Here is a 26782-nt window from a genome sequence, read left to right as displayed (position 1 = left end):
GGTAGTGGTGTAACTGGTTTTTGATCCTTCGTTGGTGATCAGGCGGGTAGTTGCATCAGTTCATCGGTGCTCACCTCCGTGGTCGAGCTGGTGCCGGTGTCGGTGGTCAGTGTGAGGCGGCAGCGGCTCAGGACTTCGAGTCCGAGGTAGCGGCGTCCTTCGGCCCATTCGTCGGTCTGCTCGGCCAGGACCGCCCCGATGAGGCGGACGATGGCGTCCCGGTTGGGGAAGATGCCCACGACGTCGGTGCGGCGGCGGATCTCCCTGTTGAGCCGTTCGGTGGGGTTGTTGGACCAGATCTGGCGCCATACGTCGTCGGGGAACACGGTGAAGGCCAGCAGGTCTTCGCGGGCATCGCCAAGGTGGTCAGCAACGTCGGGCAGCCTGCCTTCGGTGTACTCCAACAGCCGATCGAACTGCTCGTTCACCGCGGTGGCCGTGGGTTGGTCATACACGCTGTGCAGCATCGCTTTCACGGCCGGCCACATGGACTTGGGGCACACGCCCATGAGGTTCGCCGCGTAGTGGGTGCGGCACCGCTGCCACGCTGCACCGGGCAGGTTCGCCGCGATCGCGTCCACGAGCCCGGCGTGGGCATCGGAGGTCACCAGCCGCACCCCGCCCAGTCCGCGGGCCACCAGGTCGGCGAAGAAAGTGTTCCACGAGGCCTTGGTCTCACTGGTGGCGACCTGCATCCCGAGGACCTCGCGGTGCCCGTCGCCATTGACCCCGGTGGCCAGCAGGACGGACGCCTTGACGACCTGGTTGTTCTCGCGGACCTTGATCGTCAACGCATCGGCGGTGACGAACGTGAACGGGCCGGCATCGTCCAGGCGGCGGTGCCGGAACGCGGCCACCTGCTCGTCCAGGTCGGCGGCCATGCGTGAAACCTGCGACTTTGACAGTGAGTCGATGCCCAGGGTCTTGACCAGCTTGTCCATCCGGCGGGTGGATACCCCGGCCAGGTAGCAGTCCGCCACGACGGTGATCAGCGCGGACTCGGCCCGCTTGCGGCGCTCGAGCAGCCATTCGGGGAAGTAGCTGCCCGAGCGCAGCTTCGGCACCGCGACGTCGACGGTGCCGACGCGGGTGTCCAGGGGCCGGTGCCGGTAGCCGTTGCGCCGGTTGGTGCGCTCGGCGGTGCGGGCGTTCCACTCGGCGCCGCACACGCTGTCGGCGTCGGCGGACAGCAGGGCGTTGATCATGGTCTGCAGCAGCTCGCGCATCAGATCCGGTGATGCGTCGGATAGGGCTTGGCCAAGTAGGCCTGCAGGGTCGACAATATGGGGTGCGGTCATCGTGATGACTCCTCGAGGATTCTTTAGACGGTTGACTCGAAGGATCACACGGTGGCCGCTCTACATCCGTGTACAACACGTAGCTGCAGGCGATCTCGGCCACCGAGTTACACCACCCTATGGGGCACTACTGCCCGGGCGACGGATCCGCCGCCACATTGACACGTTCTACCAGCTCAGAAGCCCGAGTGTGGGATGGCTAATGCTCGTCCACCGGCGGCCAGTCCGCGACGGCCTCGGCGCAGGGCGGCACCCCGACGTACTCGTGCAGGCGCGACAAGCGTCGATGGCCGGCGATCCGCAGTGCCGGCGATTGCCCGCGCGTACCGACGAGGGTCGGCGCGATCCCGACTCGCATCAACGCGGTCGCGAGGGCGGCGTGCGACTCCGGGGCGTGAGGATCCAATCCGAGCTGATAGCGGCCGGCATCGCTGTGACCTGCGGCGATCACCCACAGACGCAGCGCCCGATAGCTCGGGACCCAGCCGGACGGCATCGCCTTCACCGCGCCGGACGACCATGCCCTGTGCAACGGGTCCAGCTCATGACAGGAGGCGGTACGTGCCAGGGGCGTGCCCTCATCCGACGTCGTCGACTCGGCGTCGAGGCCGGCGGCACGCATCTCGACGACGATCTGCTCGGCTCGCCAGCGATCGGCGACCACGATCGAGACCCGCGTACCGGTTTCGGAGCGGACGGTCTGTCCGTGCGCCGCGAGCAGCCCCGCGAGGTCGGTGTACGCGGGCTGTTCGGTCTCCGCGGAGAAAAACGACAACTGGCCCACGAGTCGAGACTAGGTCGTCCCCGGGGCCGGAGCCGGGGTTTGGGGTCGGCGGGTTCACGACGCCGCGGAGCACGTGCCGCCCGCGCACGCCGGGCACAGACAACAAACCGCTCCCGCCTCGACGAATCGAAACGGGAGCGGTGGTTTGCCCCGACTGCGTGGTGCAGTCACACGCGGGTGTTCTCAGACGGCGCGGACGCCAGTGGCCTGCGGACCCTTGGTGCCCTGACCGACCTCGAACTCCACCCGCTGGTTCTCCTCGAGGGTGCGGAAACCGGATCCCTGGATCTCGGAATAGTGGACGAACACGTCGTCGGAACCCTCATCAGGCGCGATGAAGCCGAAGCCCTTTTCCGCGTTGAACCACTTCACAGTTCCCTGTGCCATTCTTGCAATCCTTTACATATCAACTGTCGCGACACGATGGGTCATCGTGTCGTGGCCGGTCGACCGCCATACCTCAAAGAGCCCCGCGAAGATCTGCATCGATCCGCCAAACTAACCTCAGTACCACGGCTGCAACATGCTTGTCGCCCACCGTGCGGTGGGTCGCGAAAGCTGCGGCCGGAACCAGTCAATCATGTTCGGCCCCCCAGCGATAGTCACACGAACCAAAGTGAGTGAAAACCTCGTCAAACTTCAGATCAACGACATCAGCCGGTAACATCGCCGCAGGTCAGGGACCACGCAGCGACACTATTTCGAAGAGTTGTCACCAGAAGATGCAGTACTCCACATTCGGGACAGGGCTGCTGGCCCGGACCCTCGCGGGTTCCGACGCCGACCCCTCCCCTCTCACTCACCTGTCGGTAATCCCGTCGCGCTCAGCATCTTTCGACGACTGGCCGGAGTGGGTGCCGCAAGCCCTGATCGACGCCTATGCCGACAACGGCATCGAGAAGGTGTGGACTCACCAGGCGCGCGCGGCCGACGCCGCATTCCACGGAAATCATGTCGCTATTTGCACGGGTACCGCCTCAGGCAAATCGTTGTCGTATCAAATGCCCATTCTCACCGCTTTGCTGAACGAAAAGAATGCGACGGCGCTATACCTCGCACCGACAAAAGCACTCGGCGCCGACCAGATCCGGGCGGTGTCGTCGATCATCGCCGGACGGCCGGAGTTCGGGCATCTGCAGCCGTGCGCATACGACGGCGACACCGACCCCGAGATCCGTCAGTGGGCGCGCGCCCATTCACGCTGGATCTTCACCAACCCCGACATGTTGCACATCGGGATTCTGTCCCATCACCACCGCTGGCGTCAGTTCTTCCGGCATCTCCGATTCATCGTCGTCGACGAATGCCACCACTATCGTGGGGTGTTCGGGTCCCATACCGCGTTGGTGATGCGGCGATTGCTGCGCATCGCGCGGGCGGCCGGCGCCGATCCCATCGTCATCGGGGCGAGCGCGACGGTCGCCGAGCCGGCGGAGGCGCTGGGCAGGCTGATCGGCGAGCCGGCCGTCGCGGTGACCGAAGACGGGTCTCCCCGCGGCGAGCGGACCGTCGCCCTCTGGGAGCCCGACTTCCTGCCCGTGGTCACCGGCGAGAACGGCGCACCGGTCCGCCGTTCGGCCGGCGCCGAATCCGCCCGTCTGCTGGCCGATTTCGTGGTCGAAGGGGCTCGCACGCTGTGCTTCGCCCGTAGCCGGCGGGGTGTGGAGCTGACGGCGCTCAGCGCGCGGCACCTGTTGTCGCAGAGCGCCCCCGAGCTCGAGTCCCGGATCGGCGCCTACCGGGCGGGCTATCTCGCCGACGATCGACGGCGTCTCGAGAAGGCCATCTCCGACGGGGAGCTGCTGGGCGTGGCCACCACCAATGCGCTCGAACTCGGCGTCGACATCAGCGGGCTCGACGCCGTGATCGTCAGCGGTTATCCCGGGACGGTCGCCTCGTTCTGGCAGCAGGCGGGGCGGGCGGGACGCCAGCGCGAGTCCGGCGACTCGCTCGTCGTACTCGTCGCGCGCGACGATCCGCTCGACACCTACCTCGTCCACCATCCCGAGTCGCTGCTCGGCAAACCCGTCGAGGCCACGGTCACCGACCCCGCCAACCCGTACATCCTGGGTCCGCATCTGCTGTGCGCCGCCATGGAGAAACCGCTGTCGGACAAGGAGATCGACGCCTGGAACGCCCGTGACGTGGCGCACGACCTGGCGAGCGAAGGTCTGCTCCGCAAACGCAAGTCCGGGTGGTATGTCACCGCCGGGACCGAGCCCCACGCCGACGTCGACATCCGCGGCGGGATCGGCGGACAGGTCCTCATCGTCGACACCACGACATCGCAACTGCTCGGTACGGTCGACACCGGTCGTGCCATGTCGACCGTGCACCCCGGCGCCGTCCACATCCACCAGGGCGAAACCTATCTCGTCGACGAACTCGACCTCGACGACGGTCTCGCGCTGGCCCACCCGGAGGATCCGGACTGGACGACGTCGGCGCGGGAGACGACCGACATCACCATCACCGCCACGCTCGCGAGCCGACGATTCGGTCCGCTGACGGTTGCGTTCGTCGAGGTCGACGTCACGCACCAGGTCGTCGGGTATCTGCGCACGTTGCGGACCGGCGAAGTACTCGACGCCGTCGAACTCGACATGCCCGAACAGACACTGAACACCCGCGCCGTGATGTACACCCTCACACCGGAGTCGCTGGCCGACGCCGGAATCGACGAGACCCGGTTGCCGGGCTCGCTCCATGCCGCCGAGCACGCGGCGATCGGCCTCCTTCCACTGGTGGCGACCTGCGACAGATGGGACATCGGTGGTCTCTCCACCGACCTCCACCCCGACACCGGGCTGCCGACGGTCTTCGTCTACGACGGCTACATGGGTGGCGCCGGTTTCGCCGAGCGAGGGCACTCGGCTTTCCTGACCTGGATCGACGCCACCCGCGACGCCGTCGCCAGCTGTGGTTGCGAGAGCGGCTGCCCATCGTGCGTCCAGAGTCCCAAATGCGGCAACGGTAACGATCCGCTGGACAAGAATGGCGCAGTAGCCGTCCTGGATCTTCTCCGTCGGGGATACTTGGCCCATGCATGACGAGGCATCCGACCGGGGGACACATACCTATCGTCAGGTCACTCGACCCTCCCGGGCCTTCTTCCTGCTCGCCCGACCGACGCAGAACACCGACCAGTTGCCGTCCTCCATCGGCGAACGCGATGTGTTCTTCTCCGAGGAGGAGGCACTCGACGCCCTGGACCTCCACTACGCGTGGTGCGCCGCCCGTTCCGGAGGATTCACCGACGTCGTGACGACAGCGCAGTGGTACCTCCAGACGGCGATGGTCGGCCCGCGGGTCACCGCGTCACTCGGCGAGGTCTACCTGGCGTCGTCCGATGCGCAGTCCGGCGAGACGTGGGCAGCGGCAGGAGGTTTCCTCACCGAAGGAGAGCTCATCCACTGGTCGTCGTTCGTTCGGGCCGCCCGGACGTGGATCCCGATGAACACCGGCACCGATGCCTTCGAACTCGCCTACCGCGGTGACACCGACGTGCACTTCCACCAATTGTGGTTTGCTCCCATGCAATCCATCCGGGTGTATCCCAAACGGATCTCGGTGGACGCGGACGGGCGCGGCTAGGTCCGGCGTAAGCAGTCTCCGACCCGACATCGACTCAGCCGACGGGTCCCGCCCGGGCCTGTGCCGTCGCGTCGTTCGTACCGAAGGTCCCGAGTTCGACCGGCACCCGTACGGTCACCACCACGTCCTCCCCGACGATGCGGCACCCGACGAGTTCGGCGCCGGAGGATTGCCGCCCGGCCAGGTCTCGCGCGGACGCACACGGATCCACCTCACCGGCGACATGATCGATTGCCGCGGCCAGCGCCGACAGATCGGCAGCCGACTGGGCCCGATGACGCGCCAGCACAGCACCCCCGACGTAGATCACCATCACGAGGACACCGGCCAACGCCGCGATCACGAACGCACCCAGCACCGTCGCGTGACCATCGTCGTCGGCGATGAGTCCCCGACCGGCCCTCACGGTCCGACCCCGGGTGCGAACACCACCTCGTCGGCACCTGTCGGCTCCTTCGCCGCCACTGCCCGCGCCGAGATCGTCAACCCCGGCAGCATCGCCACATCTGACCGGACCTCGACGACGACATGCTCGTCCGAGGCCGAGATCGACACCCGGGCATCGTCTCCGGCGAGCTGTTGCGCAGCCTCTCGCGCCGCGGCATCTCCCGCGGCGGACAATCGCGCCACCTCGCGCGCCGCGTCGGTGCATCGGATCTGCGTGGTCACCGCGGCGATGGCGCCGACGGCGATCAGTACCATGACGACGATCGCCGCGACGGCGTACGCGGCCTCGACGGTCACCATCCCCGATTCGTCGGCGACGAAGCGTCTCAACCGATTCCGACGACTCATCAGCCGACCGAGGTGTTGAGAGCCTTTCCGATGATGCCGGTCAACGCACTCACGATGTTGTCTCCGGTGACGACGGTATAGAGGATCGCACCGAAGGCGGCCGCGGCGATCGTCCCGATCGCGTACTCCGCGGTCGACATTCCTTCCTCGTCGGTCATGAGTCTGGTCATGTGTGCGCCGAGACGTCCGATCGTGGCGCCGCGATCGTGCCCCGCAGCGGCAGGGGTGTCGTCGTGAGTCCGGAACATGATGCGTGACATGGTCTCTCCTGGGAGTCGATGGAACCGCGGGAAACGGTGTGGCAAGTACGTGCGGTGTTACAGCTACTTGGACGCACCGCGTCCCGGTTCGGATCCCTCGGATTTCGAGACCATGCCGGGCCTGCGCGCAGACCCGGCCGGAGGTCGGCTACGAGGTCGACCACACCCCGAGTTCGTTGCCGCTCGGGTCCGTGAAATGGAACCGGCGGCCGCCGGGAAACGCGTAGGGCCCGTTGACGATCTCACCGCCCGCGGCACGCACCTGCTCCGCGGTGGCGTCCAGGTCGTCGGAGTAGAGCAACACGAGCGGGCCACCGCGAACGGCGGCGGTGTCGCTCGTCGCGAGGCCACCGACCTCGGGCAGATCCGGGCCGCCCGGATTCACGATCCCGGCGTACGCGGGCCCGTAGTCGTTGAACTCCCAGCCGAACGCCGCGGCGTAGAAGGCCTTCGCCTCGGCGGCGTCGGTGACGGTGAGTTCGATGTAGTCGATCGCGTGGTGTCGAGATCCCGAGTCGCTCATGGAGGCCATTGTGCGTCGGTGTACCGACAGTGCGTCAGACCGAACCCAGAACCGTCGAGGCGAGCCCGACGACGACCGGGACGATGCCGAGGCAGATGAACGCCGGGAGGAAGCACAGTCCGAGCGGGCCGCTGATGGCGACACCTGCCCGCTCCGCGGCCGCGAGGGCGTCGTCGTGCGCCCGGCGCCGCACGTCCTCGGCGAGTTCGGCGAGTCCGCCCGCAAGTGACGAGCCGGCCCGCGCCGAACGGCGGGCCATCGCGGCGAGCGCATCGAGATGGTCGTCGGACGACTCGCCCCCGTCGGTGAGGACCGACCATGCCGCGTCCGGATCGGCCCCGAGTTGCAGCAGGTCCGCGACGTGCGCGAGTGGGCCGGCCATCGAGGCCGGCGCGCGTTCGGCGACCACCGACGCCGCGGTCCCCACCGGCAACCCGGCGCGCAGGCACACCGCGAACAGGTCGAACGACGACGCGATCGCGAACGGGTCGTCGGGGGCGGGCCCGGCACCCAGCCACCGCGGCGTGCGAGCAGGGGGTGTCGGCGGCTCGGTCACGCGATACAACAGCCACCGGGGCGCGGGCCAGATCCACAGCGCCGCGGCGAGCAGGACCGCCGAACACGCCGCACCCGTCATCCCACCGGGGGTCAATGCGCCAGCACCTTTCCGGTGATGCGCTCCGACCAGCCGATGCCCGCAGCCACCAGGCCGCACCCGGCCATCAGCAGAATGCCACCCAGCCCTCCGCCGAGGAGGACCTGGATCGGTCCCGCACCCGTTGCCTGTCCCAGCGCTATCCCCAGGAGCGGCAGACCGGCCAGGACCGCTGCGGTCGCCCGTGGCCCCGACAGTCCGGCCCGGGTTCGATCGGCGAAACCCCGCCGGGCCTGCAGATCCGAACGCACCGCACCGAGGAGGTCGACCATCGGCAGACCGCGATCGTCGGCGATCTGCCAGGCCACTCCGATGCGACGCCACGACTCCCCGTCCGTTTCCCCGCCCACGCGGACGCCGGCCCCGGACGCCGGGTCGATCACCGAACCGCCCAGTGCGGCACGACAAGCCATCGCCTCCAGCCCGTCCGCGATCCCGGTCCCGGAGCCCGCATCACCCGGATCACGACGACGGAGTTCGGCGACCGCGACCTCACAGGCCCGCACCGGCGGTGCGCCGACCGACAGTTCGGCGATCATCAACGACAACGCGAGAAGCAGTTCGTCCATCCGGCGATCACGTCGCTTCTCGGCCAGTCGCCGTCGGCGGACCCACAGCACGATCGTCACGACGATCCCCGCCGCGACGGCGGCCGGTAACCCGCCCACCAGGAGGGCACCGAACGGCGCCGTCATCGGGAGCAGCACGGCCGGTGTCGACGACCACGCAGGTGCGGTGTGTCCGCACACCGCGAGGAGCCGGGGGGTCGCCCGAGGCGGTGCGGACATCAGCACCGCGACACCCGCGGTGCCCAGCACCAGTGCGACCGCGGCCGGCGTCGACATCATCGACCAGCCCCCGACACCGGCCCACCGGCGGCGACCAGCGCGTCGAAGTGTCGACGATCAGCGGTGAAACCCCTGTCACGCAACCAGATCGGCACGATCGTCACGCGCCCTGCGTCGTTCCGGCGAACGACCCCGATCTCGACGAGACCTCTCGTGCCGCCTGCGTTCCGTGCCACCCCGAGTACCACCTGCAACGCGGCACCCAGCTGACTGTGGAGCGCGTCGCGAGCCATACCTCCCAGTGCGGCAAGCGCTTCCATACGGGCCGGCACCTCCGACGTCGAGTTCGCGTGAACCGTCCCGGCGCTTCCGTCGTGCCCGGTGTTCAGCGCCGTCAGGAGGTCGATGACCTCACCACCGCGCACCTCCCCGACGATGATCCGGTCGGGTCTCATCCGAAGTGCCTGCCGGACCAGGGTCCGTACCGGGACCTCGCCCACACCCTCGACATTCGACGCCCGCGCGACGAGTCGCACCACCTGCGGATGCCGCGGGGCGAGTTCGAGCGCATCCTCGACGCAGACGACCCGCTCGCGCGGATCCATGGCACCGATCAGCGCGTTGAGCAGCGTCGTCTTCCCCGTTCCGGTGCCGCCGATCACCAGGAAGGCCAGGCGCTTCCGGAGGATGTCGGCGATGACCGGCACGACCTCGGTCGGGATCGCGCCGCTGTCGACGAGGCTCGGCAGGTCCTTGGACGCCGACCGCAGGACCCGCAACGAGATACAGGTCCCATCCGCGGCAAGTGGCGGGATGATCGCGTGCAGCCGCACGGTGTACCCGCGGCGCCCCACGTTCGACAACTGCCCGTCCACCCAGGGCTGTGCGTCGTCGAGACGGCGCCCGGCGCCGAGTGCCAGCCGACCCGCGAGGCGTCGTACCGATGCCTCGTCCGGAAATCGGATGGTCGTCGACTCGAGTCCGGAACCGCGGTCGACCCACACCTCGTCGGGTCCGGACACCAGGATGTCGGCGATGTCGGGTTCGGCGAGGAGTTGCTCGAGCTTGCCCGCCCCGGTCAGCTCGGTCTGCAGGAATCGAAGCGCGGCGAGCAGGTCGGTGTCACCGAGCACTCCCCCGGCCTCCGCGCGGATCGCGTCGGCGATGACCGCCGGACTCGGGTCGGCCGCGTCGGCGGCCAGGCGCGAGCGGACCCGGTCCAGCAACGCCTCGTCGGCCTGGCCGTCCGTTCGGGAGCGCGTCATGACGCGAGCCGTCCGCGCTCGGCGACCCTCGCGTACACCGTTCGTGCCGCACGACCGAGCGGACCGCGAGGTCGCAGCCGCAGCGGGCCGCCCTCCAGCCGCACGGCCAGGCGGGGCTCCGGTCGATACGCGGCGAGCAGCGGCAGTCCGATCGCGTCGGCGACCTGCTGTGGGCGCAGACCGCCGGGCGAGGGACCCCGCACCGCGAGCTCGACGGCCACCTCGTCGCCGACGACACGATCGACGATGCGCCGGGCCGCGGCGCATCCGCCGACGGTGGGAGTGGTCACCACGACCACGACGTCGGTGGACGCGATCGCCGCGCGCACCACCGGGCTGTCGCATCTGGGCAGGTCGAGCACGACGAGATCACCGTGTGTGTGCCCGGCATCGATGACCGCGGTGACCGCCTCGACACTCAACCCGGCAGCCGGCAGGCGCTGAGAGGTCAGCACCGCGAGACCGTCGCCCGCACTCGGCAGCGCCTGGTGCAGGGCCGTACCGCCGACGACCCCACCGTCGAGCGAGAGATCCTGCCATCGCAGCCCTCGACGACGTTCGAGGCCGAGCAGGAGGTCGGCACCCGCGCCCATGTCGTCGAGGTCGAGCAGCAACGTGGGCGAGCCGGCGTCGGCTGATGCCAGCGCGACCGCGGCGGCCAGTGTCGAGGCCCCCGCACCGCCATGGGCTCCGATGACCGCGATGACGCCGGCCGGGCGGCGGCGCGGTACCCGGCACTCGGTCAGTACCCGGACGAGGCGTCCCTCCTCGGCCGGCAGCGTCGACGCGTCCTCGGCGCCCAGGTCCATCGCCATCCGCCACGTGTGCGCACTCGGTTCGGTTGCGCTCACCAGCACCAGACCGGGCCGGCGGGGCGGGCGGACGCGGCTCAGGACAGCGATGGCGGGCGGGTCGACGACCACGGCGCGGGCCGTCAGCCATTCCCGCCGGCAGTAATCGGCGGGTGCCGTCTGTACGAGGTAGCCGGCCGCCGCGGCGCACCGCGCGACATCGTCGTGGAGGTCGGGATCTACGAGAACCAGGAGTTCGTCGGGCATGCGGACGATCATGCGGCCGGAGGAGCCCGTCGACCGGTGGGATTCCGGCGGTCTGGGGATGGGGCCGAAGCCTGTGGACAACGTGCCGCGCTCAGCGCGTTCCACGGGTAGAAAAGACCCCAGACAGAGGACAACCCCGGCCAGGGGGGGAGGAGGCCGGGGTCGTCACGTTTCAGCCCCGGGGGGTCGGGCTGAAACGCACCGGTATGAGAACCGGGTAAGGATGACTATACACACGGATTCGGATTCTTTGCAAGCACAACAATCGCTTTCGCGAATGTCCGTTCTACTCCAGGGTAACAAGATGCGCGAATGGGCAATCCGAGTTGGGCGTTATCCGAGAAACGCGATTCCGGCGCGGAAAGTACGCAACGTCTTTGCAACGTTCCCTTTGACCACCCCGCGGGCCGGGATCGTGCGCGATCAGACCCCCATGCACCCATTCCTTCTCCGAACCCGCTGGGCAACAACATTTTTCGCTGAAGCACGCAAGTTGTCCGACATTCCGACACCGAACGCTTGATGTGACCGGCATCACGGTGTAGAACAGTGGTTACGGAAACTCGGAAGGCCAAGTTCGATCCGGAAGAGAAGGAACGAACCCCCACGCCGAGCACTTCCCAGCACGGGCGGCAAGCACCCACGCGGAGCACGCCGCATATGGCAAAAGTGTTGTGCGCCTGCGACATCGCAGTCAGGACGACCGACCGCCACACTCGTTGCGCCATCGCCTTCCTCCCCTGAGGCGCCAGGCCCGGGAGGAACGGCACACAGCTGGCAGCACGTGGACGGTCCGCAATCCCGACTCGCGGTCAATCGCCGAGGCGGTAACCACAACCCACCAAGCACGCTTGGTAACTTGAGTCCGTGCTACGCGGGCGGCAACCGCGTCGTTTACGACGCCGGCGGCCGCCCGCAGCGCTGTCCGGGACAGAAGCGCAACCCGACCGCTATCCCGCCCGTGCCGCGTCGGCGATCGACTTCGCCTCCGCCGCACCGGCTTCCAGAGCCTCGCAGCAGAACACGATCCAGTCCCGCAGGCCGGCTTCGGTACCTGTCCCGAAGCTCGTCGCCAACGTGCGATACTCGCCGACCCGCTTGAACCAGGTCACCTCCGGCACGCCGAGACAGTGCGGGTCCAACCCGGTGGCGGCGGCGACGAGCCGAGACGCGGCGCGGGCGACGACGCCGTTGGCGGTCGGAAAGGCATTCATGGCCAGCAGCTCGCCGTGGACCACCGCGACGAGCACGGGCGCCGGAACCGACGTCGCCCCGGTTGTCAACTGCCCCAACAAATTGAGACGTTCGCCGACATCCGTCCCACTCCGTGGCCGCCCGAGCTCATCGGGGTCGTCGACGAGGTCGGCGGCGGCGAGAGTGTGCAGCCGCGCCAGAGCCTGGGCCGGCGCCCGCCGGATCACCGAGGTCATCGTGACCAGGGAGTCGCCGTCGAGTGCCTGCGACACCCGCATCGCGCCCGCGAGGATCGGGTCGTCGAAGTCGCCGTCACGCCGGAGCTCGACGCTTCCGCCGTCGATGGCGGCCGAGGAGCGACCGGCCCGCCACGAGGCCTCGGTGGCGGTCTTGTCCCATCCTCGCAGGTTGGCGGGGTGCCGGTGGACCGCGGAGAGGGCGTCACGTGCGCGATCGGCAGCCGAGGAGACGCCGGGTAGCTCCAGCAGGGGCAACAATGGGTCGGTGGTCACGAACCGACGATAGTTGCGTCGACGGCCGTCCCTTCCGGGACACCCTCGGTCTCGCGCGGTACGGCGGCGACAGAGTCCGGCGGCGCTTCCCCGTTCCCTCGAATCCGGAATTAATGAACCCTCATTGTTAGTCGCCGTTTCGAAATTCCGTGCGGCCTATTGTTCGTACCGCCGAGTCAGTCGCCCGGCTGAAACGAAGCGTCGCCGGCTCCGGTCGCCGCCGACAGGCGTCCTACCGTTCGTCGTCACCCACCGGCCGTTCGTCGCGAATCGGTTGCGTTCGCATACGGGACGGTTCCTGGGTCGACGTCGACGTGACTACGCTCACACTGTTTCCCCGTACTGACGTCGGGTCACCTTACTGTTGAGTGACCGCCGTCGACAGCGAAAGGCCCTTCTCACCGATGTCCTCCACCGTCCAGGCATTCCCACCTTCCGACGAGTTCGCCGCCCAGGCCAACGGCACCGCCGAGATGTACGACCATGCTGATGCCGATCGCCTCGAGTTCTGGGCCGAACAGGCCCGGAGGCTGGACTGGGCCACCGACTTCACCACGACCCTCGACTGGTCCGACGCCCCGTTCGCCAAATGGTTCGTCGGCGGCACCCTCAACGTCGCCGTCAACTGCGTGGACCGCCACGTCGCCGCAGGTAAGGGCGACCGAGTCGCCATCCACTGGGTCGGGGAACCCGGCGACACCCGGGACCTCACCTACAGCCAGCTGCTCGCCGAGGTCAGCAAGGCGGCCAACTACTTCTCGTCCATCGGACTCGTCGCGGGCGACCGCGTCGCCATCTACATGCCGATGGTCCCCGAGGCCCTGATCTCGATGCTCGCCTGCGCCCGCCTCGGACTCACCCACTCCGTGGTGTTCGCCGGCTTCTCCTCGGGAGCGTTGCGCTCGCGCGTCGACGACGCCGAGGCCAAGCTCGTGATCACCACCGACGGGCAGTACCGCCGCGGCCAGCCGGCACCGCTGAAGACCCAGGTCGACGAGGCACTCGGCACCGGCGACGACGCCGCGAAGTCGGTCGAGAAGGTTCTCGTGGTCCGTCGGACCAACCACGACCCCGACCTCAACTGGGTCGAAGGCCGCGACGTGTGGTGGGAGGACACCGTCGACGAGCAGTCCGACACCCACGAGGCCGAGGCGTTCGACGCCGAGCACCCGCTGTTCCTGCTCTACACCTCGGGCACCACCGGTAAGCCCAAGGGCATCGTCCACTCCTCGGGCGGCTACCTGACCCAGGTCAGCTACTCGTTCCACTACGTGTTCGACCACAAAGAAGGCCGGGACGTCTTCTGGTGCGGCGCCGACATCGGCTGGGTGACCGGCCACTCCTACCTCGTCTACGGCCCGCTCTCCAACGGCGCCACCGAAGTCGTCTACGAGGGAACCCCCAACTCCCCCAACGAACACCGCCACTTCGAGATCATCGAGAAGTACGGCGTCAGCATCTACTACATCGCCCCGACGCTGATCCGCACCTTCATGAAGTGGGGACGCGAGATCCCCGACGCCCACGACCTCTCCACCATCCGGCTGCTCGGCAGCGTCGGCGAACCGATCAACCCCGAAGCCTGGAAGTGGTACCGCGAGGTCATCGGCGGCAACTCCGCGCCGATCGTCGACACCTGGTGGCAGACCGAGACCGGCGCCATCATGATCTCGCCGCTGCCCGGGGTGACCGCGACCAAACCGGGCTCGGCGATGAAACCGCTGCCCGGCATCAGCGCCAACATCGTCGACGACCAGGGCAACCCCGTCGGCGCCGGCGAGCAGGGCTACCTCGTGCTCGACCAGCCGTGGCCGTCGATGCTGCGCGGCATCTGGGGCGACGAGGAGCGCTTCCGCGAAACCTACTGGTCGCGCTTCGCCGAGCAGGGCTGGTACTTCGCCGGCGACGGCGCCCGCTACGACGAGGACCACGCGCTCTGGGTCCTCGGACGCGTCGACGACGTCATGAACGTCTCCGGTCACCGCATCTCCACCGCCGAAGTCGAGTCGGCCCTCGTCGGCCACTCCGGTGTCGCCGAAGCCGCGGTCATCGGCGCCGCCGACGAGACCACCGGCCAGGGCATCGTCGCCTTCGTCATCCTGCGTGAAGGCGTGGAGAACACCGGAGACCAGCTGATCGCCGAACTGCGTCAGCAGGTGTCGGTGGAGATCTCGCCGATCGCCAAGCCCCGCGAGATCAACGTCGTGCCCGAACTGCCCAAGACGAGGTCGGGCAAGATCATGCGCCGCCTGCTCAAGGACGTCGCCGAGGGTCGCGAACTCGGCGACACCTCCACCCTCGTCGACCCGTCGGTCTTCGAAGCCATCCGCGCGAAGAAGGCCTGATCGCGCCCGGACGACCGTCCCCTGCGGGGCTGTCCTGACCCGATGCGCCACCAGCGAACTCCCGCCGGTGGCGCATCGCACGTTCGGGCACTCCCCGACGCACCCATGGGTGGGCCGCCACGTCAGCGGCGCTCGCATGGCAACATATGGCCATCAGCCGAACAACGGAGGATTCTGTGAGCCCCAACGAGCACGGCCTGCCCGACGCGGGCCGGGACTCCGTCCCGTCGATCCCGCTCTCCGACGCCAATGCCGGCCGTAACGGTGAGCCGACGATCGGAAGCCTGGTCAAGGACGCGACCACCAGTGTCTCCACCCTGTTCCGATCCGAGGTCGCGCTCGCCAAGGCCGAACTCGTCACCGAGGCGAAGAAGGCCGGCGCGGGCACGGGGCTGCTGATCGTCGCCGGTGTGATGGCGCTGTACTCCAGCTTCTTCTTCTTTTTCTTCCTCGCCGAGTTGCTCGACGAGTGGGTCTGGCGCTGGCTGGCATTCCTCATCGTGTTCCTCATCCTGGTGACGGTCACCCTGATCGCGGCCTTTGTGGGCTATCTGTTCTTCAAACGGGTTCGGGGACCGAAGAAGACGATCGAATCGGTCAACGAACTGCCGACCGTCCTGCCGAACCGTCACGCAGAGCACGAGACCTCGCACCCGAGAATCCCGCCCGCCCGCGAAGGGTGATCCGTGAGCGAGGAGCCTGACCCCTCGAGCGTTCGACTCCCGGGCGACTGGGAGCATTTCGACGTCCGCGCCAACGGAGTCCGGTTCCACGCCGTTGCGCCCGCAGGCGTCCCCGCCGGCGACCGCCCGCTTGTGCTGCTGCTCCACGGCTTCGGCGAATTCTGGTGGAGCTGGCGACATCAGCTGACCGCGCTCACCGAGGCCGGCTTCCGCGCCGTCGCGGTCGACCTGCGCGGCTACGGCGACACCGACAAGCCCCCACGCGGCTACGACGGCTGGACCCTGGCCGGCGACACCAACGGACTCATCCGCGCGCTCGGGCACACCCGCGCCACCCTCATCGGGCATTCCGACGGCGGACTGGTCTGCTGGGCGACCGCCACACTGCACCCACGAGTCGTCGACCGGATCATCGTCATCGCGTCCCCGCACCCCCGTGCCCTCCGCCGACGCGTACTGCGCGACAAGACCCAGCGGGCACGGTTCCTGCCGTTGTTCCTGCGCAACCAGATCCCCCGGTTCGGCGAACGACAGATCACCCGCGACGACGCGGCCTTCGTGTCCGACTACTTCGCGGAACGGTCGTCGGCTTCCTGGCGAGCCCAGCCCGATTACGCGCACACCGTGGAACTCAACCGGTCGGCCATGCTGATCCCCAACGTCGCCCACTGCAGCCTGGAGTACCGGCGCTGGGCGTTCCGTTCACAGTTCCGACCCGACGGCGCCCGCTTCATGGAGCTCATGGATCAGCGGCTGCACCTCCCCGTGCTCGCCCTCCGCGGCCGCGACGACCCGTACATCCTCGACCACGCGATGGCCGACAGCCACCGCTGGGCGGCGCACCAGATGTACCGGCAGGTCGAGGACAGCGGTCACTTCGTCCATCAGGAACAACCGGCCGCGGTGACCGAGTACGTCCTCGAGTTCCTACGCCACGAGCCCGAACCGACCGCGGACGGCCCTCGCCGACCGGCCCGGAAAGTCAGGCGAGGACGCAGCGCTGTGTACTCACCCGTTCGCTTCGCCGCTCGGATTCGTCGAAGTCGGAGCGCACCTGACGGGCGGTGAGCACGAAACCGGTTTCGTCGGCGGCGTTCTCGGCCGCACCGAAGACCACTCCGAGCACCTCGCCGTCCGAGTTGAGCAGCGGCCCACCCGAATTTCCCTGCCGGATGAGTCCGCGGACGGCATACACCTCGCGGGTCACCTGCCCGGTGCGGTAGATGTCGTCGCCGGTGTGCGAGAACGTCGCACGCACCCGCAGGGGGCTCACGTAGAAGGGTCCGGCCTCGGGGAAGCCGAGGGCGATCGCGTCGTCCCCGGTGGATGCGGGTCGCGAGGCGAACCGCAGGGCCGGGGCACGCAGGCCCGGGACGTCGAGCACCGCGATGTCGTTCTCGCTGTCGAAGAGCACCACCCGCGCGGGGAGCTGTGCCCCGGTCGAGGTCTGCACCTCCAGCCGCTCGGTACCCGCGACCACGTGCGCGTTGGTCATGACACGCTCGGGAGACACGACGAACCCGCTGCCCTCCAGCGCCTGCCGGCAGCTCGGCGCCACACCCTCGATCTTCACGACGCTGGGCCGGGCCTGGGTCACCACCGGCAGTTCGGCCAGCGCCTGATCGGGAGGATCGACGTTCGTCGACGGAGTGCTGACGAACGGGAACTTCGGGAGCCCCGAACTGTCCAGGAGCGCCTTGAAGTCGTCCGGCAGGTCGTCGACCCACTGCGGCGACACCGTGTCGACGCCGGTGAGCACCTTGGAGTCACGCACCGCCCCGGCGATCGCCGGATCGGCCGACTCCCGCAGCGGGATCGCCAGCAGACCGGCGGCCAGCAACACCGCGACCACCTGCAGAAGCGAACCGACGCCGCTGTCGACAGCACGCAGGCCGGGCGACCGGATACCACCGCGTGCCGCACGTCCCAGGACCATGCCCGCCACCTCGCCCACGACGACGAGCACGACCAGAACCAGAATCCCGGCGAGCACCCGCACCTGCAGGTCGTCGAACTGTTCGATCAGGCGAGGCGCGAGCAACAGGCCGGCGACGGCACCCAGTGCGACGCCGATGAACGCCAGCGCCGAGGCGACCGCACCCGATCGGTAACCGCTGGCCGCGGCGAGCAGCGCGATGGCGATCACGATGACGTCGACCCAGGTCGAGCCGGTCATCGCGAGCCTCCGGACTCGACATCGGTGGCGTCGACGACCTCCCGGTCGTCGTGGTGGAGTTCGGCGAACCCGGACTCCTGACGGCTGCCGGCGAGTTCGATCATCTTCTCCAGCGAACGCACGTCGTCGGAGTCCCACGGACGGTCCCAGCCGGACACCTCACTGATGGCGGCGACGAGCCCACCGGTGAATCCCCACACGAGCAGACGGTCGACGAAGAACGCCGGGCCCTTGTAGACGATGCCCACCGCCTTTCGCCGGACCTGGAACCGGTTGCCCGGGTCGAGCATCTCGCGCAGGTTGATCCGGTCCACTCGGGCGGTCTCTCCCTCGTCGACGACGCGCACCTCGCTCGGACGGTGCCAGTAGCCGATCACCGGGACGACGTCGAACCCCGACACCCCGACCGGAAAGCTGGGGAGGGTCGCGAGGATGCTCACCCCGGATGCGTCGAGACCGGTCTCCTCGGCCGCCTCGCGAAGCGCTGTGCCCACCGGGAAGTCGTCGCCGGGATCGGCCGCACCGCCGGGGAAGGCCACCTGACCACTGTGCTGGCGCAACGTCGGAGCACGCTCGGTCAGCAGCACCTCGGCGTCCGCGGGCAGACCACCCGGATGGTCGTCGGCCGCCTCCCAGGAGCCGGAGAACAGGATGAGTACCGCCGCCGCCCGCGACTTCGTCGGCAGCATCGACGCCCAGCGCGACCGGTCGCCGCCGCGACCGTCGACACTCCTCGTGACGGCGCTGACGTCGTCGGTGAGGGCTCGTAGCCAGGGCGGGATCTCCGCGCGCGAGACCAGCGGCCCGGCGTCGGCAGAGCGACGCCCGCTCATATCCGCACGCCCAGGTGCTCGGCCACCGAGTCCGCGATCTCCTCCGGACTGTCGAAGACCCCGGGATAGACCTCGGCCACCGAGCCGTCGGGTCTCAGGAACACGGTCGACGGGAACACCCGCGGCGCGCTGATGGCCGCGGCGACCTTCCCGTCGAGGTCGAGCACGGACGGCAAACGGACTCCGATCTCGGTGAGCAGCGTCAACGGGAAGAACGGATTGCTGCCGCCTTCCTTGGCGTGCAGGGCCAGCACGGTGACCCGGTCGCCGGCACGAGCGGCGAATTCTTCGAAGTAGGGCAACTCGGTCTTGCACGGACCACACCACTGCGCCCACACATTGATCACCAGCGGGCGACCCGCCGTCGCCGCACCGAGGTCGTACGGCGCACCGGTGCCCAGACAGGGCTCGACGACGCCCGCGAGGACGGAATCGGGTGACTCCGGCAGACCCGTGACCGGGCAATCCGGTAGAGCGGCGGCCTTCCGCGCCTCCGCCACGCGCGCCTCGTCGACCGGGGCGTCGATCGGGCGGGTCCCACTCGCCGACGGCGGCGCGCTCGACATCGGCGCCGGCTCGCCGCCGCGCGGCCAGATCGCCACGATCAGCGCGATCATCACGATCACGAAGACGGCGGTCCACCGCGCGGCAGGCGGGAAACGAGAATCCTTCCGCGACGACGGACTCGCCTCGCTCCCGGCGGTCTCGGTGTCTGTGGTGTCGTTCACGGCGCGACGACCCCTGCCAACGCGAGAAGATGCTCGGTCTCCGGACCCTTCACCAGGGCGGCGGCCTCGGCCTTGTCCATCGGGCCGGTCCCCACCGACGGGCAGTCCTTGGCGAGGACGCACACACCGCAGGCGGGCTTGCGTGCGTGACACACGCGGCGGCCGTGGAAGATCACCCGGTGCGACAGGTCCGTCCACTCGCGTCGCTCGATCAGCTCGCCGATGGCGTGTTCGACCTTCACCGGATCGGTCTCCTCGGTCCACTGCCAGCGCCGGACCAGGCGGCCGAAGTGGGTGTCGACGGTGATGCCGGGAACACCGAAGGCGTTGCCCAGCACCACGTTCGCGGTCTTCCGTCCGAAACCGGGCAGCGACACCAGGTCCTTGAGGTTGTTCGGGACCTCCCCGTCGAACCTCTCGACGAGGGCCTGGCCGAGCCCGATGATCGAGTTCGCCTTGTTCCGGTAGAAGCCGGTCGGACGGATCATCTCCTCGAGTTCGGTGCGGTCGGCACCGGCGTAGTCCGCGGCCGTCCGGTACCGGGCGAACAGCGCCGGGGTGGTCAGGTTGACGCGCACATCGGTGCACTGGGCCGACAGGATCGTCGCGACCGAGAGCTCGAGCGGATCGGTGAAGTCGAGTTCGCAGTACACGTGCGGGAAGGCGACCTTGAGGGTGCGATTCATCCGCCGCGCACGCCGGACCAATCCGAGATGGGTCTCCTGCTTGCGTGCCACGGCCGGTCCCGCGGTCGCAGTCTTGCGTGCGCTCACCTGATTCAGGTTAGCGATGTACTCCGCCAATCCCGATTCCACAGGCGCCCGACCCCGCGGCCCGACCGTGACAGCGCGGTCAGACTCCGCGTTTCCGCAGTTCAGAACGGCATCCATACCCTCCGGGAGGCCCAGGGAACGGCCACACCGCACAGCCGACCCACAACCTACGGTCAGGTAACAAGTCAGTGACGGCGGCCCTCCGGATGAGGATCCCGGCGGGTCCATTGTGTTTACTGGTCCCCATGCACGGTCTCGCGGCGCTGCTGTTCCCGGCTGTACTCATGCTTTTCGCCATGGGCATGGACAAGGTCCAGTCCCGGATCGACCGCTCGGCGGTCTCTCGCGACGAGGTCGAGGACTTCCTCGACTCGGCCGACGCCCAGAACGTCCAGACCCTCGCCCGCGAGGGGATGCCCGCGGCTCTCGACGAACTCCGCGACCGTCGCGTCACCCGTCACGAGTCGGCCGTCGCCGGCCACACCGAGTCGCCGCAACGGGCCAGCTGATCGGTCATTGCGGGTCAGCCGTCGTCTCGCCCCCGGACATCGCGTCGGCAGCTCGACGATCGGACACACGCGCAATGAGCTTCCAGTGACCCATCCAACACATATGCTTGTGCGCGGGGTAGCGTGTCCAAGGGCGCGATCTGACGCGTGGCTGTAGCAAAGATTTCGAGAAAGGTTCCCTAGGTGGAAGAAGTACTGGCGCGGGCGGGCATATTTCAAGGCGTCGAGCCTTCCGCCGTGGCGGCGCTGACCAAGCAGCTTCAGCCCGTCGACTTCCCTCGCGGACATGTGATCTTCCACGAAGGCGAACCGGGCGATCGGCTCTACATCATCATGTCCGGCAAGGTGAAGGTCGGCCGCCGCTCCCCCGATGGACGCGAGAACCTGCTGACGATCATGGGACCGTCCGACATGTTCGGCGAGCTCTCCATCTTCGATCCCGGTCCGCGTACATCGTCCGCGACGACCGTCACCGAGGTGCGCGCGGTGTCGATGGACCGCGACGCGCTGAAGGCCTGGATCAAGGACCGCCCGGAGATCGCCGAGCAGCTGCTGCGCGTGCTGGCACGTCGCCTGCGCCGCACCAACAACAACCTCGCGGACCTCATCTTCACCGACGTCCCCGGTCGTGTCGCCAAGCAGCTCCTGCAGCTCGCACAGCGCTTCGGAACCCAGGAGGGCGGCGCCCTGCGCGTCACCCACGACCTGACCCAGGAAGAGATCGCACAGCTGGTCGGGGCGTCGCGCGAGACCGTCAACAAGGCCCTCGCCGACTTCGCCCAGCGCGGATGGCTGCGACTCGAGGGCAAGAGCGTCCTCATCGCCGACTCCGAGCGTCTGGCGCGCCGCGCACGCTGACAGCTGCGCCCGCTCCTCAGGGGACAGGTAGACAGCGCGCTCCTGAGGGACCAGGCACACAGGCACCACACGAAGGCCGCCCGCTCCGATGAGCCGGCGGCCTTCGTCGTGTCAGGCCTCTCGCAGATACTCCAATTGCGCCTTCACCGACATCCGCGCGGCGGGCCACAGCTTCTTGTCGACGTCGGAGTACACCATGCGCACCACCTTCATCGGCTTCGCTTCGCGGGCCGACACCCCCATCGAGTCGAGGGCCGCGACGATCTGGTCGATCCGTTCCTCACGGTGAGCTTTGTAGTACCGCGCGACCGGTCCCAGGTCGGGATGGTCCGGGCCGTGCGCCGGGAGCAGCGACGCCCCTTCACCTTCGACGATGAGGCGGTTCAGCGAGTTCAGGTAGTCGCGCAACCCACCGTCGGCGGGATCGAGCACGGTCGTACCACTCCCGAGGATCGTGTCTCCGGTCAGGACCGCGCGCTGCCCGTCGTGTTCGACGAGGAAGCTGACGGAGTCTCCCGTGTGCCCGGGCGTCAACAGCACCGTGATCCGTAGGCCCGCGGCCTCGATCACCTCACGATCCCGGAGCGGAGCGCCTCTGCGGCAGTACTTCTCGAGGCGAGCACGCACCGGAGCGCCGGTGCGCCGGTGCAGGCGCGAGACTCCGCCGGTGTGGTCGTGGTGCCGGTGCGTCACCAACACCAGTGCGACCCCGGGTAGTTCGGCCAGGCGCCGGGCATGATGCTTGTACTTCGGCGGCCCCGGGTCGACGACCACGCATTCATCGCTGTCGGGCGCGCGCAGCACATAGGTGTTCGTGCCGTCGAGTTCCATCATCCCGGAGTTGTCGCACAACAGGACCGATGCGAACGGGGTCACCTCCCGGAGCACCCCGTAGGCCGGGTGTGTCGGTGCGGCGTCATTCGGTGAGCTCATGGTCTCCGAGCCTATCCACTCGGCGTGGTCGCCCGGGTGGACCCCGACGATCCGATCGTGCCGGGCCGAACCGCCTGGTCAGTTTTCGCGGACCGGGGTGCCGTTCACGTGGTGCTCATCGGCCGATCCGTCGACCATCGTCGGCGCCACTTGGTCCTGCAGACTTCGCAGCAGCGCGGCGCCCTGGGTGATCACGCCGGTCATGATCTCGTTGACCCCCTCGGCGCCGTTGTACACCGTGAGGTTCGCGGTGCTCAGTCCCTTCGCGACCTCGCCGACGAGAGTCGGCAGGGCTTCGATGAGCTGCTGGTCGAGGGCGATCCGGTTGTGTTGAGCTGCCGCCGCCGATTGGATCTCGACCGCCTTGGCCTCTGCCTCGGCGATGATCTGACGGCGTAGCGCCTCTGCCTCGGCCGGCTTCACGACCTCCGAGATCAGTTCCTGCTCACGGAGTTCGGCCTGCGCCTGCGCGAGCACGGACTGTTCGCGGATGACCTCCTGGTTCACCCGGGCCTGAGCGAGGGGCCCGGCCTGGGCGGCTTCGGCGTTGGCCTTGTCGGTCTCGGCCTTGATCGCAGCCCGCTTGATCGCTGTCTCCCGTTCGTAATCGGCCTGATTGCGGAGCGATTCCTGCTGCGCCTTGGCCGACTCCTGGTCTGCGCGAGCACGTTCGACGGCGGCCTCGCGCTGCACTTTGGCGATGTTGGGAGCGGCCAGCGCGTTGATGTAACCGGAGTCCATGTCGTCGATCGACTGGATCTGGAACGAGTCGACGACGAGGCCTATCGATCCCATCTCACGTTTGGACGCGTCGAGCACCTGACGGGCCAGGGTGTCGCGTTCGCGGATGATCTGTTCGACGGTCATCGAGCCCACGATGGAGCGCAGATGGCCCGAGAAGACCTGTCCGGTCAGTTGGTTCATCTCGCTCTCCTGCTCGGAGATGAACCGTTGCCCGGCATTCACGATCGACGCCACGTCGTTGCCGACCTTGTGCGCGATGACCGCCCGCACGTTCAGTTGTATTCCCTGCGTGGTCACACAGACCTCACGAATCGTCGCTTCGTGCAGTGCCATCGACAGGAATCGGACCTTCCGGAAGAAGGGCATGACCCATTTGCCGTGTCCCACCACCACGACGAACGGCGCGTTGTCGGCGTCGGACTTGGCGCCCGAGATCAACATCGCCTCGTCGGGTTCGGGAACGTAGTAGCCGAGCATTGGTTTCTCCTCGTGGTCGGCGGAGTCGAGCGCGCCGTGTCTGGCAGTGCGGAAGCGAAGCGGGCAGAGTGTCGCCTGCTTCGCGACAAGGTGACCGATCGGGTGTGTCGGACTCAGATCCTGCCGCATCGAACGGCTCGCCACGATCGGTTGTTCACATGGCGTGGGGCCGGCTCACCGGGGCTCGGGTCCTGGGGTCCGCGCCCACGGTTCGACGTCGACGATGCGGCCGGGCCACTCCGCGATCACCAGGACTGCCTCGTCGAGTCCGATCGGCCCGGCGGCCCGCGCGAGGAACCGCTCGGTTCCGCCCGCAAACGGCAGTTCGACCTCGCCGAGGGGCTCGCCTCCCGGGATGGCCATCGTCACGGTCCCGGTGCGTCCGACGAGTTGCGGTACTGACATCCGACGCCTCCTCGAATCGCCCGACAGTGGACAGAACCCTAGGCCATCGCGGTCCGACGCCGGTCGCGGACTCCGTCGAGAACGACGTAGGCCGCGGTCACCACGGCGACCACTGCGGCCCCGAGGACCAGCGCCGCGTAACCGAAGGTCCCGACGACTATCCCGGCGACCGCACCCGCGGCCGCGCCGGCCAGACTCATCGAGGTGTCCGAGACACCCTGTGCCGGTGCACGTCGTGCGGTGTCCACACTGTCGGTCAGGAGCGTCGACGCCGCGACCGTCGATGCCGACCATCCGACACCGAGGAGGACCAGCGCCACGACGAGGCCCGTCTGCGATTCCGCGAAGACGAATCCGATGACGCAACTGACGACAAGCACCGCCTGCCCACCGAGGATCACCGGGATCCGGCCGGCCCGATCGGCGAGCAGGCCCATCACCGGTGCGAGCGCGTACATCCCGGCGATGTGCGCGCTGATCGACAGTCCGACCAGCGTCACCGAGGCGCCCCCGTGATGCATGTGGACCGGCGTCAGCGCCATCACCCCGACCATGACCGCGTGCGCCGACACCACCGCAGCCATCGCCGCTCTCGCCGGCGGTGAGTGCACGATCGCCGAGAAGCCTTCGGCCAGAGAGACCTTGGTGCGCGATCCGCCGGCTTCGCCGAGCGCCACGACGAGCGGATCGGGGCGCAGGCCGACGAAGAGCACTGCCGCCGCTCCGAAACACCCCGCGGCACCGACGAGGAACGGACCCGAGAGATCGGCCATCGCGAACCAGCCTGCGACGGTCGCACCCAGCGGGACCACCGCGGGTCCGATCACCGCGCCGACCATCGTCGTCCACACCACGAGCGAGAGATCGCGTCCGCGTGTGGCCGCCGACGACAGGTCGGTCGCGGCGAACCGCGCCTGCAGACTCACCGCACTGCCCGACCCCACCGCGGCCATACCGACGAGCATCAACGCGAACCAACCGCGGTCGACGGCGACGGCCACGATCAGCGTCCCGAATCCGGCGATCAGCAGACCCGTGGTCAACGCGGGACGACGGCCGCGCCCGGCCGCCAGTGACGCCAGCGGCAGGCCCGCGGCGGCCGCACCGAGCGTGACCACGGTGGTCGGCAGACCGGCCAGCGAATCCGTCCCCGACAGCTCCTCACCGAGGATCGCGCCGAGCGCCAATGCCCCGCCCATCGACAAGCCGGCGAGGACCTGGGCCACGCAGAGCAAGACGATGGTTCGCCGCTGCGGGGCGAGGCGGTCGGAGGCTACGTCGATCTTCACCCGATCAGCATCGACGCTGCCCCCTGCCTCCGCCAACCCCTGGCGGGTGACGGCGCGTGCTCACCCGGCGATCAGGTCGTATCCGAGCTTCCCGACCATGACCACCACCACCGCGAGCAGGACCCAGCGCACGAACGAGCTCCCCCGCCCGATCGCCATGTGGGATCCGATCTGGGCGCCGACGACGTTGGCGACGGCCAACCCCAGTCCCAACAGCCACAGCACATTTCCCTGCAAGCCGAACACCGCCAGAGCGCCGAGATTCGTGCCGGTGTTGATGACCTTGGCCATCGCCGAACTCTCCAGGAAGCTCGTCCCGACCAGGGCGGTCAGGCTGATGATCAGGAACGTCCCGGTCCCGGGTCCCATCACCCCGTCGTAGAAGGCGACGACGACACCGGCCAGCACGAGGCCGGCAATCGTCGAGACGCGCGACCGCGGTCCCGTCGACGCGTCACCACCGAAGCCGGGATTGAGTGCGACGAACAGCCCGACGCAGACCAGCATCACCAGCACGATCGGCGTGAAGATCTCGGTGGGCAGAACGACGGCCACCGTCGCGCCGAGCGCCGAGAAAACCAGGGCCGCAACGAACACCGGGATCAGGCGACGCAGATCGATCCGGACATGCCGCGTGTAGCGCCACGCGGCCGACGCGGTGCCGAACACCGCGGCGAGCTTGTTGGTCCCCAGGGCCGTCGCGGTGGGCAGCCCCGGTTGGACGATCAGCATCGCCGGGATCAGGACGAGACCACCGCCGCCGACCACGGCGTCGACCCACCCGGCCGCGGCGGCAGCGACGATCAGCAGCGCGACGTCCAACGAGACGTCAGGCCACTTCGACGATCAGTTCCACCTCGACCGGCGCGCCCAGCGGGAGCTCGGCGACGCCGACAGCGGAGCGGGCATGCACACCGGCGTCGCCGAAGATCTCACCGAGGACGTCCGACGCCCCGTTGATCACCTTCGGCTGGCCGGTGAACCCCGGCGCGGACGCGACGAAGCCGACGACCTTGACCACGCGCACGATCGCATCGATCCCGACCAGCGCGTCGATCGCGGCGAGGGCGTTGAGCGCACAGACCCGGGCGGCCGCGGTCGCCTCGTCCGGACGAACGACACCCTCGGCACCCTCGTGCACCTTGCCGCGCGCCGACAGCTCGCCGGCGACCATGGGCAACTGACCCGAGGTGTAGACGAGGTCGCCGGTGCGCACGGCCGGTGTGTAGCTGGCCACCGGCGGCACCACGGACGGGAGCTCGATGCCCAGCTCGGCGAGACGATCGGTCCACGTGGTCGCCAT

At 68.5% G+C, this 26782-nt stretch carries 29 protein-coding genes; 7 read left to right on the top strand and 22 right to left on the bottom strand.

Features of this window, described 5'->3' with window-relative positions; translation table 11 throughout:
* Window positions 1-38: 38 nt before the first annotated feature.
* From AC3B5T_RS09425 to AC3B5T_RS09415, 3 genes are all read right to left on the bottom strand, one after another.
* Window positions 39-1298, bottom strand: coding sequence for an IS256 family transposase (locus AC3B5T_RS09425; protein ID WP_205334498.1), 1260 nt, complete (start codon window positions 1296-1298; stop codon window positions 39-41).
* Window positions 1299-1497: 199 nt separating this feature from the next.
* Window positions 1498-2082 (bottom strand): hypothetical protein, encoded by a 585-nt coding sequence (locus AC3B5T_RS09420; protein WP_010844243.1) that lies wholly within the window; start codon window positions 2080-2082, stop codon window positions 1498-1500.
* Between the two features lie 183 nt (window positions 2083-2265).
* Window positions 2266-2469, bottom strand: a complete 204-nt coding sequence (locus AC3B5T_RS09415) for a cold-shock protein (protein WP_004022110.1) — start codon at window positions 2467-2469, stop codon at window positions 2266-2268.
* Between the two features lie 335 nt (window positions 2470-2804).
* Here AC3B5T_RS09415 and AC3B5T_RS09410 point away from each other — a divergent pair, with 335 nt between their 5' ends.
* Together AC3B5T_RS09410 and AC3B5T_RS09405 are read left to right on the top strand one after the other, a co-directional pair.
* Complete coding sequence (locus tag AC3B5T_RS09410) at window positions 2805-5132, top strand: DEAD/DEAH box helicase (protein WP_488358548.1); 2328 nt, start codon at window positions 2805-2807, stop codon at window positions 5130-5132.
* A complete protein-coding gene (locus tag AC3B5T_RS09405; protein ID WP_035718080.1) occupies window positions 5125-5676 on the top strand; it encodes a hypothetical protein in 552 nt (183 codons plus the stop codon). Before AC3B5T_RS09410 ends, AC3B5T_RS09405 begins: the two co-directional genes overlap by 8 nt.
* Before the next feature lie 34 nt (window positions 5677-5710).
* Here the strand turns inward: AC3B5T_RS09405 and AC3B5T_RS09400 are convergent, their stop codons facing one another.
* From AC3B5T_RS09400 to AC3B5T_RS09360, 9 genes are all read right to left on the bottom strand, one after another.
* On the bottom strand, window positions 5711-6082 hold the full coding sequence (locus AC3B5T_RS09400) for an Rv3654c family TadE-like protein (protein ID WP_488358547.1): 372 nt from the start codon (window positions 6080-6082) through the stop codon (window positions 5711-5713).
* The gene (locus AC3B5T_RS09395; protein ID WP_035718081.1) at window positions 6079-6471 is read right to left on the bottom strand and encodes a TadE family type IV pilus minor pilin; all 393 of its coding nucleotides are present in this window, start codon (window positions 6469-6471) and stop codon (window positions 6079-6081) included. Before AC3B5T_RS09395 ends, AC3B5T_RS09400 begins: the two co-directional genes overlap by 4 nt.
* Window positions 6471-6731 (bottom strand): DUF4244 domain-containing protein, encoded by a 261-nt coding sequence (locus tag AC3B5T_RS09390; protein ID WP_010844247.1) that lies wholly within the window; start codon window positions 6729-6731, stop codon window positions 6471-6473. Before AC3B5T_RS09390 ends, AC3B5T_RS09395 begins: the two co-directional genes overlap by 1 nt.
* A 148-nt stretch (window positions 6732-6879) precedes the next feature.
* On the bottom strand, window positions 6880-7254 hold the full coding sequence (locus AC3B5T_RS09385) for a VOC family protein (protein WP_035718092.1): 375 nt from the start codon (window positions 7252-7254) through the stop codon (window positions 6880-6882).
* 34 nt (window positions 7255-7288) lie between these two features.
* Complete coding sequence (locus tag AC3B5T_RS09380) at window positions 7289-7891, bottom strand: type II secretion system F family protein (RefSeq protein WP_488358759.1); 603 nt, start codon at window positions 7889-7891, stop codon at window positions 7289-7291.
* 11 nt (window positions 7892-7902) lie between these two features.
* Window positions 7903-8757, bottom strand: a complete 855-nt coding sequence (locus AC3B5T_RS09375) for a type II secretion system F family protein (RefSeq protein ID WP_488358546.1) — start codon at window positions 8755-8757, stop codon at window positions 7903-7905.
* Window positions 8754-9962: a TadA family conjugal transfer-associated ATPase gene (locus AC3B5T_RS09370; RefSeq protein ID WP_488358545.1), complete on the bottom strand. Its 1209-nt coding sequence runs from the start codon at window positions 9960-9962 to the stop codon at window positions 8754-8756. The genes AC3B5T_RS09375 and AC3B5T_RS09370 overlap by 4 nt, the downstream gene beginning before the upstream one ends.
* Window positions 9959-11020, bottom strand: a complete 1062-nt coding sequence (gene ssd, locus AC3B5T_RS09365) for a septum site-determining protein Ssd (RefSeq protein WP_488358544.1) — start codon at window positions 11018-11020, stop codon at window positions 9959-9961. Before ssd ends, AC3B5T_RS09370 begins: the two co-directional genes overlap by 4 nt.
* A gap of 950 nt (window positions 11021-11970) precedes the next feature.
* Window positions 11971-12726, bottom strand: a complete 756-nt coding sequence (locus AC3B5T_RS09360) for a hypothetical protein (RefSeq protein ID WP_010844253.1) — start codon at window positions 12724-12726, stop codon at window positions 11971-11973.
* A gap of 404 nt (window positions 12727-13130) precedes the next feature.
* On the opposite strand from AC3B5T_RS09360, the gene acs reads away from it, so the two are divergent.
* From acs to AC3B5T_RS09345, 3 genes are all read left to right on the top strand, one after another.
* Entirely contained in the window at window positions 13131-15071 is a 1941-nt protein-coding gene (acs, locus tag AC3B5T_RS09355) for an acetate--CoA ligase (RefSeq protein ID WP_010844254.1), read from the top strand.
* Window positions 15072-15247: 176 nt separating this feature from the next.
* Window positions 15248-15754: a phage holin family protein gene (locus tag AC3B5T_RS09350; protein ID WP_014925140.1), complete on the top strand. Its 507-nt coding sequence runs from the start codon at window positions 15248-15250 to the stop codon at window positions 15752-15754.
* 3 nt (window positions 15755-15757) lie between these two features.
* Complete coding sequence (locus AC3B5T_RS09345; RefSeq protein ID WP_035718084.1) at window positions 15758-16822, top strand: alpha/beta fold hydrolase; 1065 nt, start codon at window positions 15758-15760, stop codon at window positions 16820-16822.
* Here AC3B5T_RS09345 and AC3B5T_RS09340 read toward each other — a convergent pair.
* Genes AC3B5T_RS09340 through nth form a run of 4 tightly spaced genes read right to left on the bottom strand, consistent with a single transcriptional unit; the run spans window position 16737 to window position 20177 of the window.
* The gene (locus AC3B5T_RS09340) at window positions 16737-17930 is read right to left on the bottom strand and encodes a MarP family serine protease (protein ID WP_010844257.1); all 1194 of its coding nucleotides are present in this window, start codon (window positions 17928-17930) and stop codon (window positions 16737-16739) included. The genes AC3B5T_RS09345 and AC3B5T_RS09340 overlap by 86 nt on opposite strands.
* Window positions 17927-18763, bottom strand: a complete 837-nt coding sequence (locus AC3B5T_RS09335; protein ID WP_055476952.1) for an NUDIX hydrolase — start codon at window positions 18761-18763, stop codon at window positions 17927-17929. Before AC3B5T_RS09335 ends, AC3B5T_RS09340 begins: the two co-directional genes overlap by 4 nt.
* Window positions 18760-19491 carry a TlpA family protein disulfide reductase gene (locus AC3B5T_RS09330; protein ID WP_055476953.1) on the bottom strand — a complete coding sequence of 244 codons (732 nt, stop codon included), beginning with the start codon at window positions 19489-19491 and terminating at the stop codon, window positions 18760-18762. The genes AC3B5T_RS09335 and AC3B5T_RS09330 overlap by 4 nt, the downstream gene beginning before the upstream one ends.
* Window positions 19488-20177, bottom strand: coding sequence for an endonuclease III (gene nth, locus AC3B5T_RS09325; protein ID WP_231632811.1), 690 nt, complete (start codon window positions 20175-20177; stop codon window positions 19488-19490). Before nth ends, AC3B5T_RS09330 begins: the two co-directional genes overlap by 4 nt.
* 332 nt (window positions 20178-20509) lie before the next feature.
* Between nth and AC3B5T_RS09320 the strand changes: the two genes are divergently transcribed.
* Window positions 20510-20773, top strand: coding sequence for a hypothetical protein (locus AC3B5T_RS09320; RefSeq protein WP_014925136.1), 264 nt, complete (start codon window positions 20510-20512; stop codon window positions 20771-20773).
* 183 nt (window positions 20774-20956) lie between these two features.
* Window positions 20957-21631 (top strand): Crp/Fnr family transcriptional regulator, encoded by a 675-nt coding sequence (locus tag AC3B5T_RS09315; protein WP_004022089.1) that lies wholly within the window; start codon window positions 20957-20959, stop codon window positions 21629-21631.
* A gap of 111 nt (window positions 21632-21742) precedes the next feature.
* Here the strand turns inward: AC3B5T_RS09315 and AC3B5T_RS09310 are convergent, their stop codons facing one another.
* The 6 genes from AC3B5T_RS09310 to AC3B5T_RS09285 form a co-directional block, all read right to left on the bottom strand.
* Complete coding sequence (locus tag AC3B5T_RS09310; RefSeq protein ID WP_055476954.1) at window positions 21743-22564, bottom strand: MBL fold metallo-hydrolase; 822 nt, start codon at window positions 22562-22564, stop codon at window positions 21743-21745.
* 78 nt (window positions 22565-22642) lie between these two features.
* Window positions 22643-23785 carry a flotillin family protein gene (locus AC3B5T_RS09305; protein ID WP_035718094.1) on the bottom strand — a complete coding sequence of 381 codons (1143 nt, stop codon included), beginning with the start codon at window positions 23783-23785 and terminating at the stop codon, window positions 22643-22645.
* Window positions 23786-23959: 174 nt separating this feature from the next.
* Complete coding sequence (locus tag AC3B5T_RS09300) at window positions 23960-24190, bottom strand: hypothetical protein (RefSeq protein ID WP_010844264.1); 231 nt, start codon at window positions 24188-24190, stop codon at window positions 23960-23962.
* A 38-nt stretch (window positions 24191-24228) separates the two neighbouring features.
* A complete protein-coding gene (locus AC3B5T_RS09295) occupies window positions 24229-25479 on the bottom strand; it encodes an MFS transporter (protein ID WP_055476955.1) in 1251 nt (416 codons plus the stop codon).
* 60 nt (window positions 25480-25539) lie between these two features.
* Entirely contained in the window at window positions 25540-26301 is a 762-nt protein-coding gene (locus AC3B5T_RS09290) for a TSUP family transporter (RefSeq protein ID WP_010844130.1), read from the bottom strand.
* A 7-nt stretch (window positions 26302-26308) separates the two neighbouring features.
* Window positions 26309-26782, bottom strand: a complete 474-nt coding sequence (locus AC3B5T_RS09285; protein WP_055476956.1) for a RidA family protein — start codon at window positions 26780-26782, stop codon at window positions 26309-26311.

This window comes from Gordonia sp. G4 (assembly GCF_057770005.1).
The sequence above is the reverse complement of the archived record's forward strand: the minus strand, read 5'-3'. Positions and strand labels throughout refer to the sequence as shown.

Coding starts and splice junctions, on each gene's coding strand:
- AC3B5T_RS09335 (WP_055476952.1), bottom strand. CDS start 18,763: ATGAGCGGGCGTCGCTCTGCCGACGCCGGGCCGCTGGTCTCGCGCGCG.
- AC3B5T_RS09370 (WP_488358545.1), bottom strand. CDS start 9,962: ATGACGCGCTCCCGAACGGACGGCCAGGCCGACGAGGCGTTGCTGGAC.
- AC3B5T_RS09385 (WP_035718092.1), bottom strand. CDS start 7,254: ATGAGCGACTCGGGATCTCGACACCACGCGATCGACTACATCGAACTC.
- AC3B5T_RS09375 (WP_488358546.1), bottom strand. CDS start 8,757: ATGATGTCGACGCCGGCCGCGGTCGCACTGGTGCTGGGCACCGCGGGT.
- AC3B5T_RS09395 (WP_035718081.1), bottom strand. CDS start 6,471: ATGAGTCGTCGGAATCGGTTGAGACGCTTCGTCGCCGACGAATCGGGG.
- AC3B5T_RS09285 (WP_055476956.1), bottom strand. CDS start 26,782: ATGGCGACCACGTGGACCGATCGTCTCGCCGAGCTGGGCATCGAGCTC.
- acs (WP_010844254.1), top strand. CDS start 13,131: ATGTCCTCCACCGTCCAGGCATTCCCACCTTCCGACGAGTTCGCCGCC.
- AC3B5T_RS09410 (WP_488358548.1), top strand. CDS start 2,805: ATGCAGTACTCCACATTCGGGACAGGGCTGCTGGCCCGGACCCTCGCG.
- ssd (WP_488358544.1), bottom strand. CDS start 11,020: ATGCCCGACGAACTCCTGGTTCTCGTAGATCCCGACCTCCACGACGAT.
- nth (WP_231632811.1), bottom strand. CDS start 20,177: ATGAATCGCACCCTCAAGGTCGCCTTCCCGCACGTGTACTGCGAACTC.
- AC3B5T_RS09405 (WP_035718080.1), top strand. CDS start 5,125: ATGCATGACGAGGCATCCGACCGGGGGACACATACCTATCGTCAGGTC.
- AC3B5T_RS09380 (WP_488358759.1), bottom strand. CDS start 7,891: ATGACGGGTGCGGCGTGTTCGGCGGTCCTGCTCGCCGCGGCGCTGTGG.
- AC3B5T_RS09320 (WP_014925136.1), top strand. CDS start 20,510: ATGCACGGTCTCGCGGCGCTGCTGTTCCCGGCTGTACTCATGCTTTTC.
- AC3B5T_RS09390 (WP_010844247.1), bottom strand. CDS start 6,731: ATGTCACGCATCATGTTCCGGACTCACGACGACACCCCTGCCGCTGCG.
- AC3B5T_RS09415 (WP_004022110.1), bottom strand. CDS start 2,469: ATGGCACAGGGAACTGTGAAGTGGTTCAACGCGGAAAAGGGCTTCGGC.
- AC3B5T_RS09340 (WP_010844257.1), bottom strand. CDS start 17,930: ATGACCGGCTCGACCTGGGTCGACGTCATCGTGATCGCCATCGCGCTG.
- AC3B5T_RS09310 (WP_055476954.1), bottom strand. CDS start 22,564: ATGAGCTCACCGAATGACGCCGCACCGACACACCCGGCCTACGGGGTG.
- AC3B5T_RS09305 (WP_035718094.1), bottom strand. CDS start 23,785: ATGCTCGGCTACTACGTTCCCGAACCCGACGAGGCGATGTTGATCTCG.
- AC3B5T_RS09300 (WP_010844264.1), bottom strand. CDS start 24,190: ATGTCAGTACCGCAACTCGTCGGACGCACCGGGACCGTGACGATGGCC.
- AC3B5T_RS09425 (WP_205334498.1), bottom strand. CDS start 1,298: ATGACCGCACCCCATATTGTCGACCCTGCAGGCCTACTTGGCCAAGCC.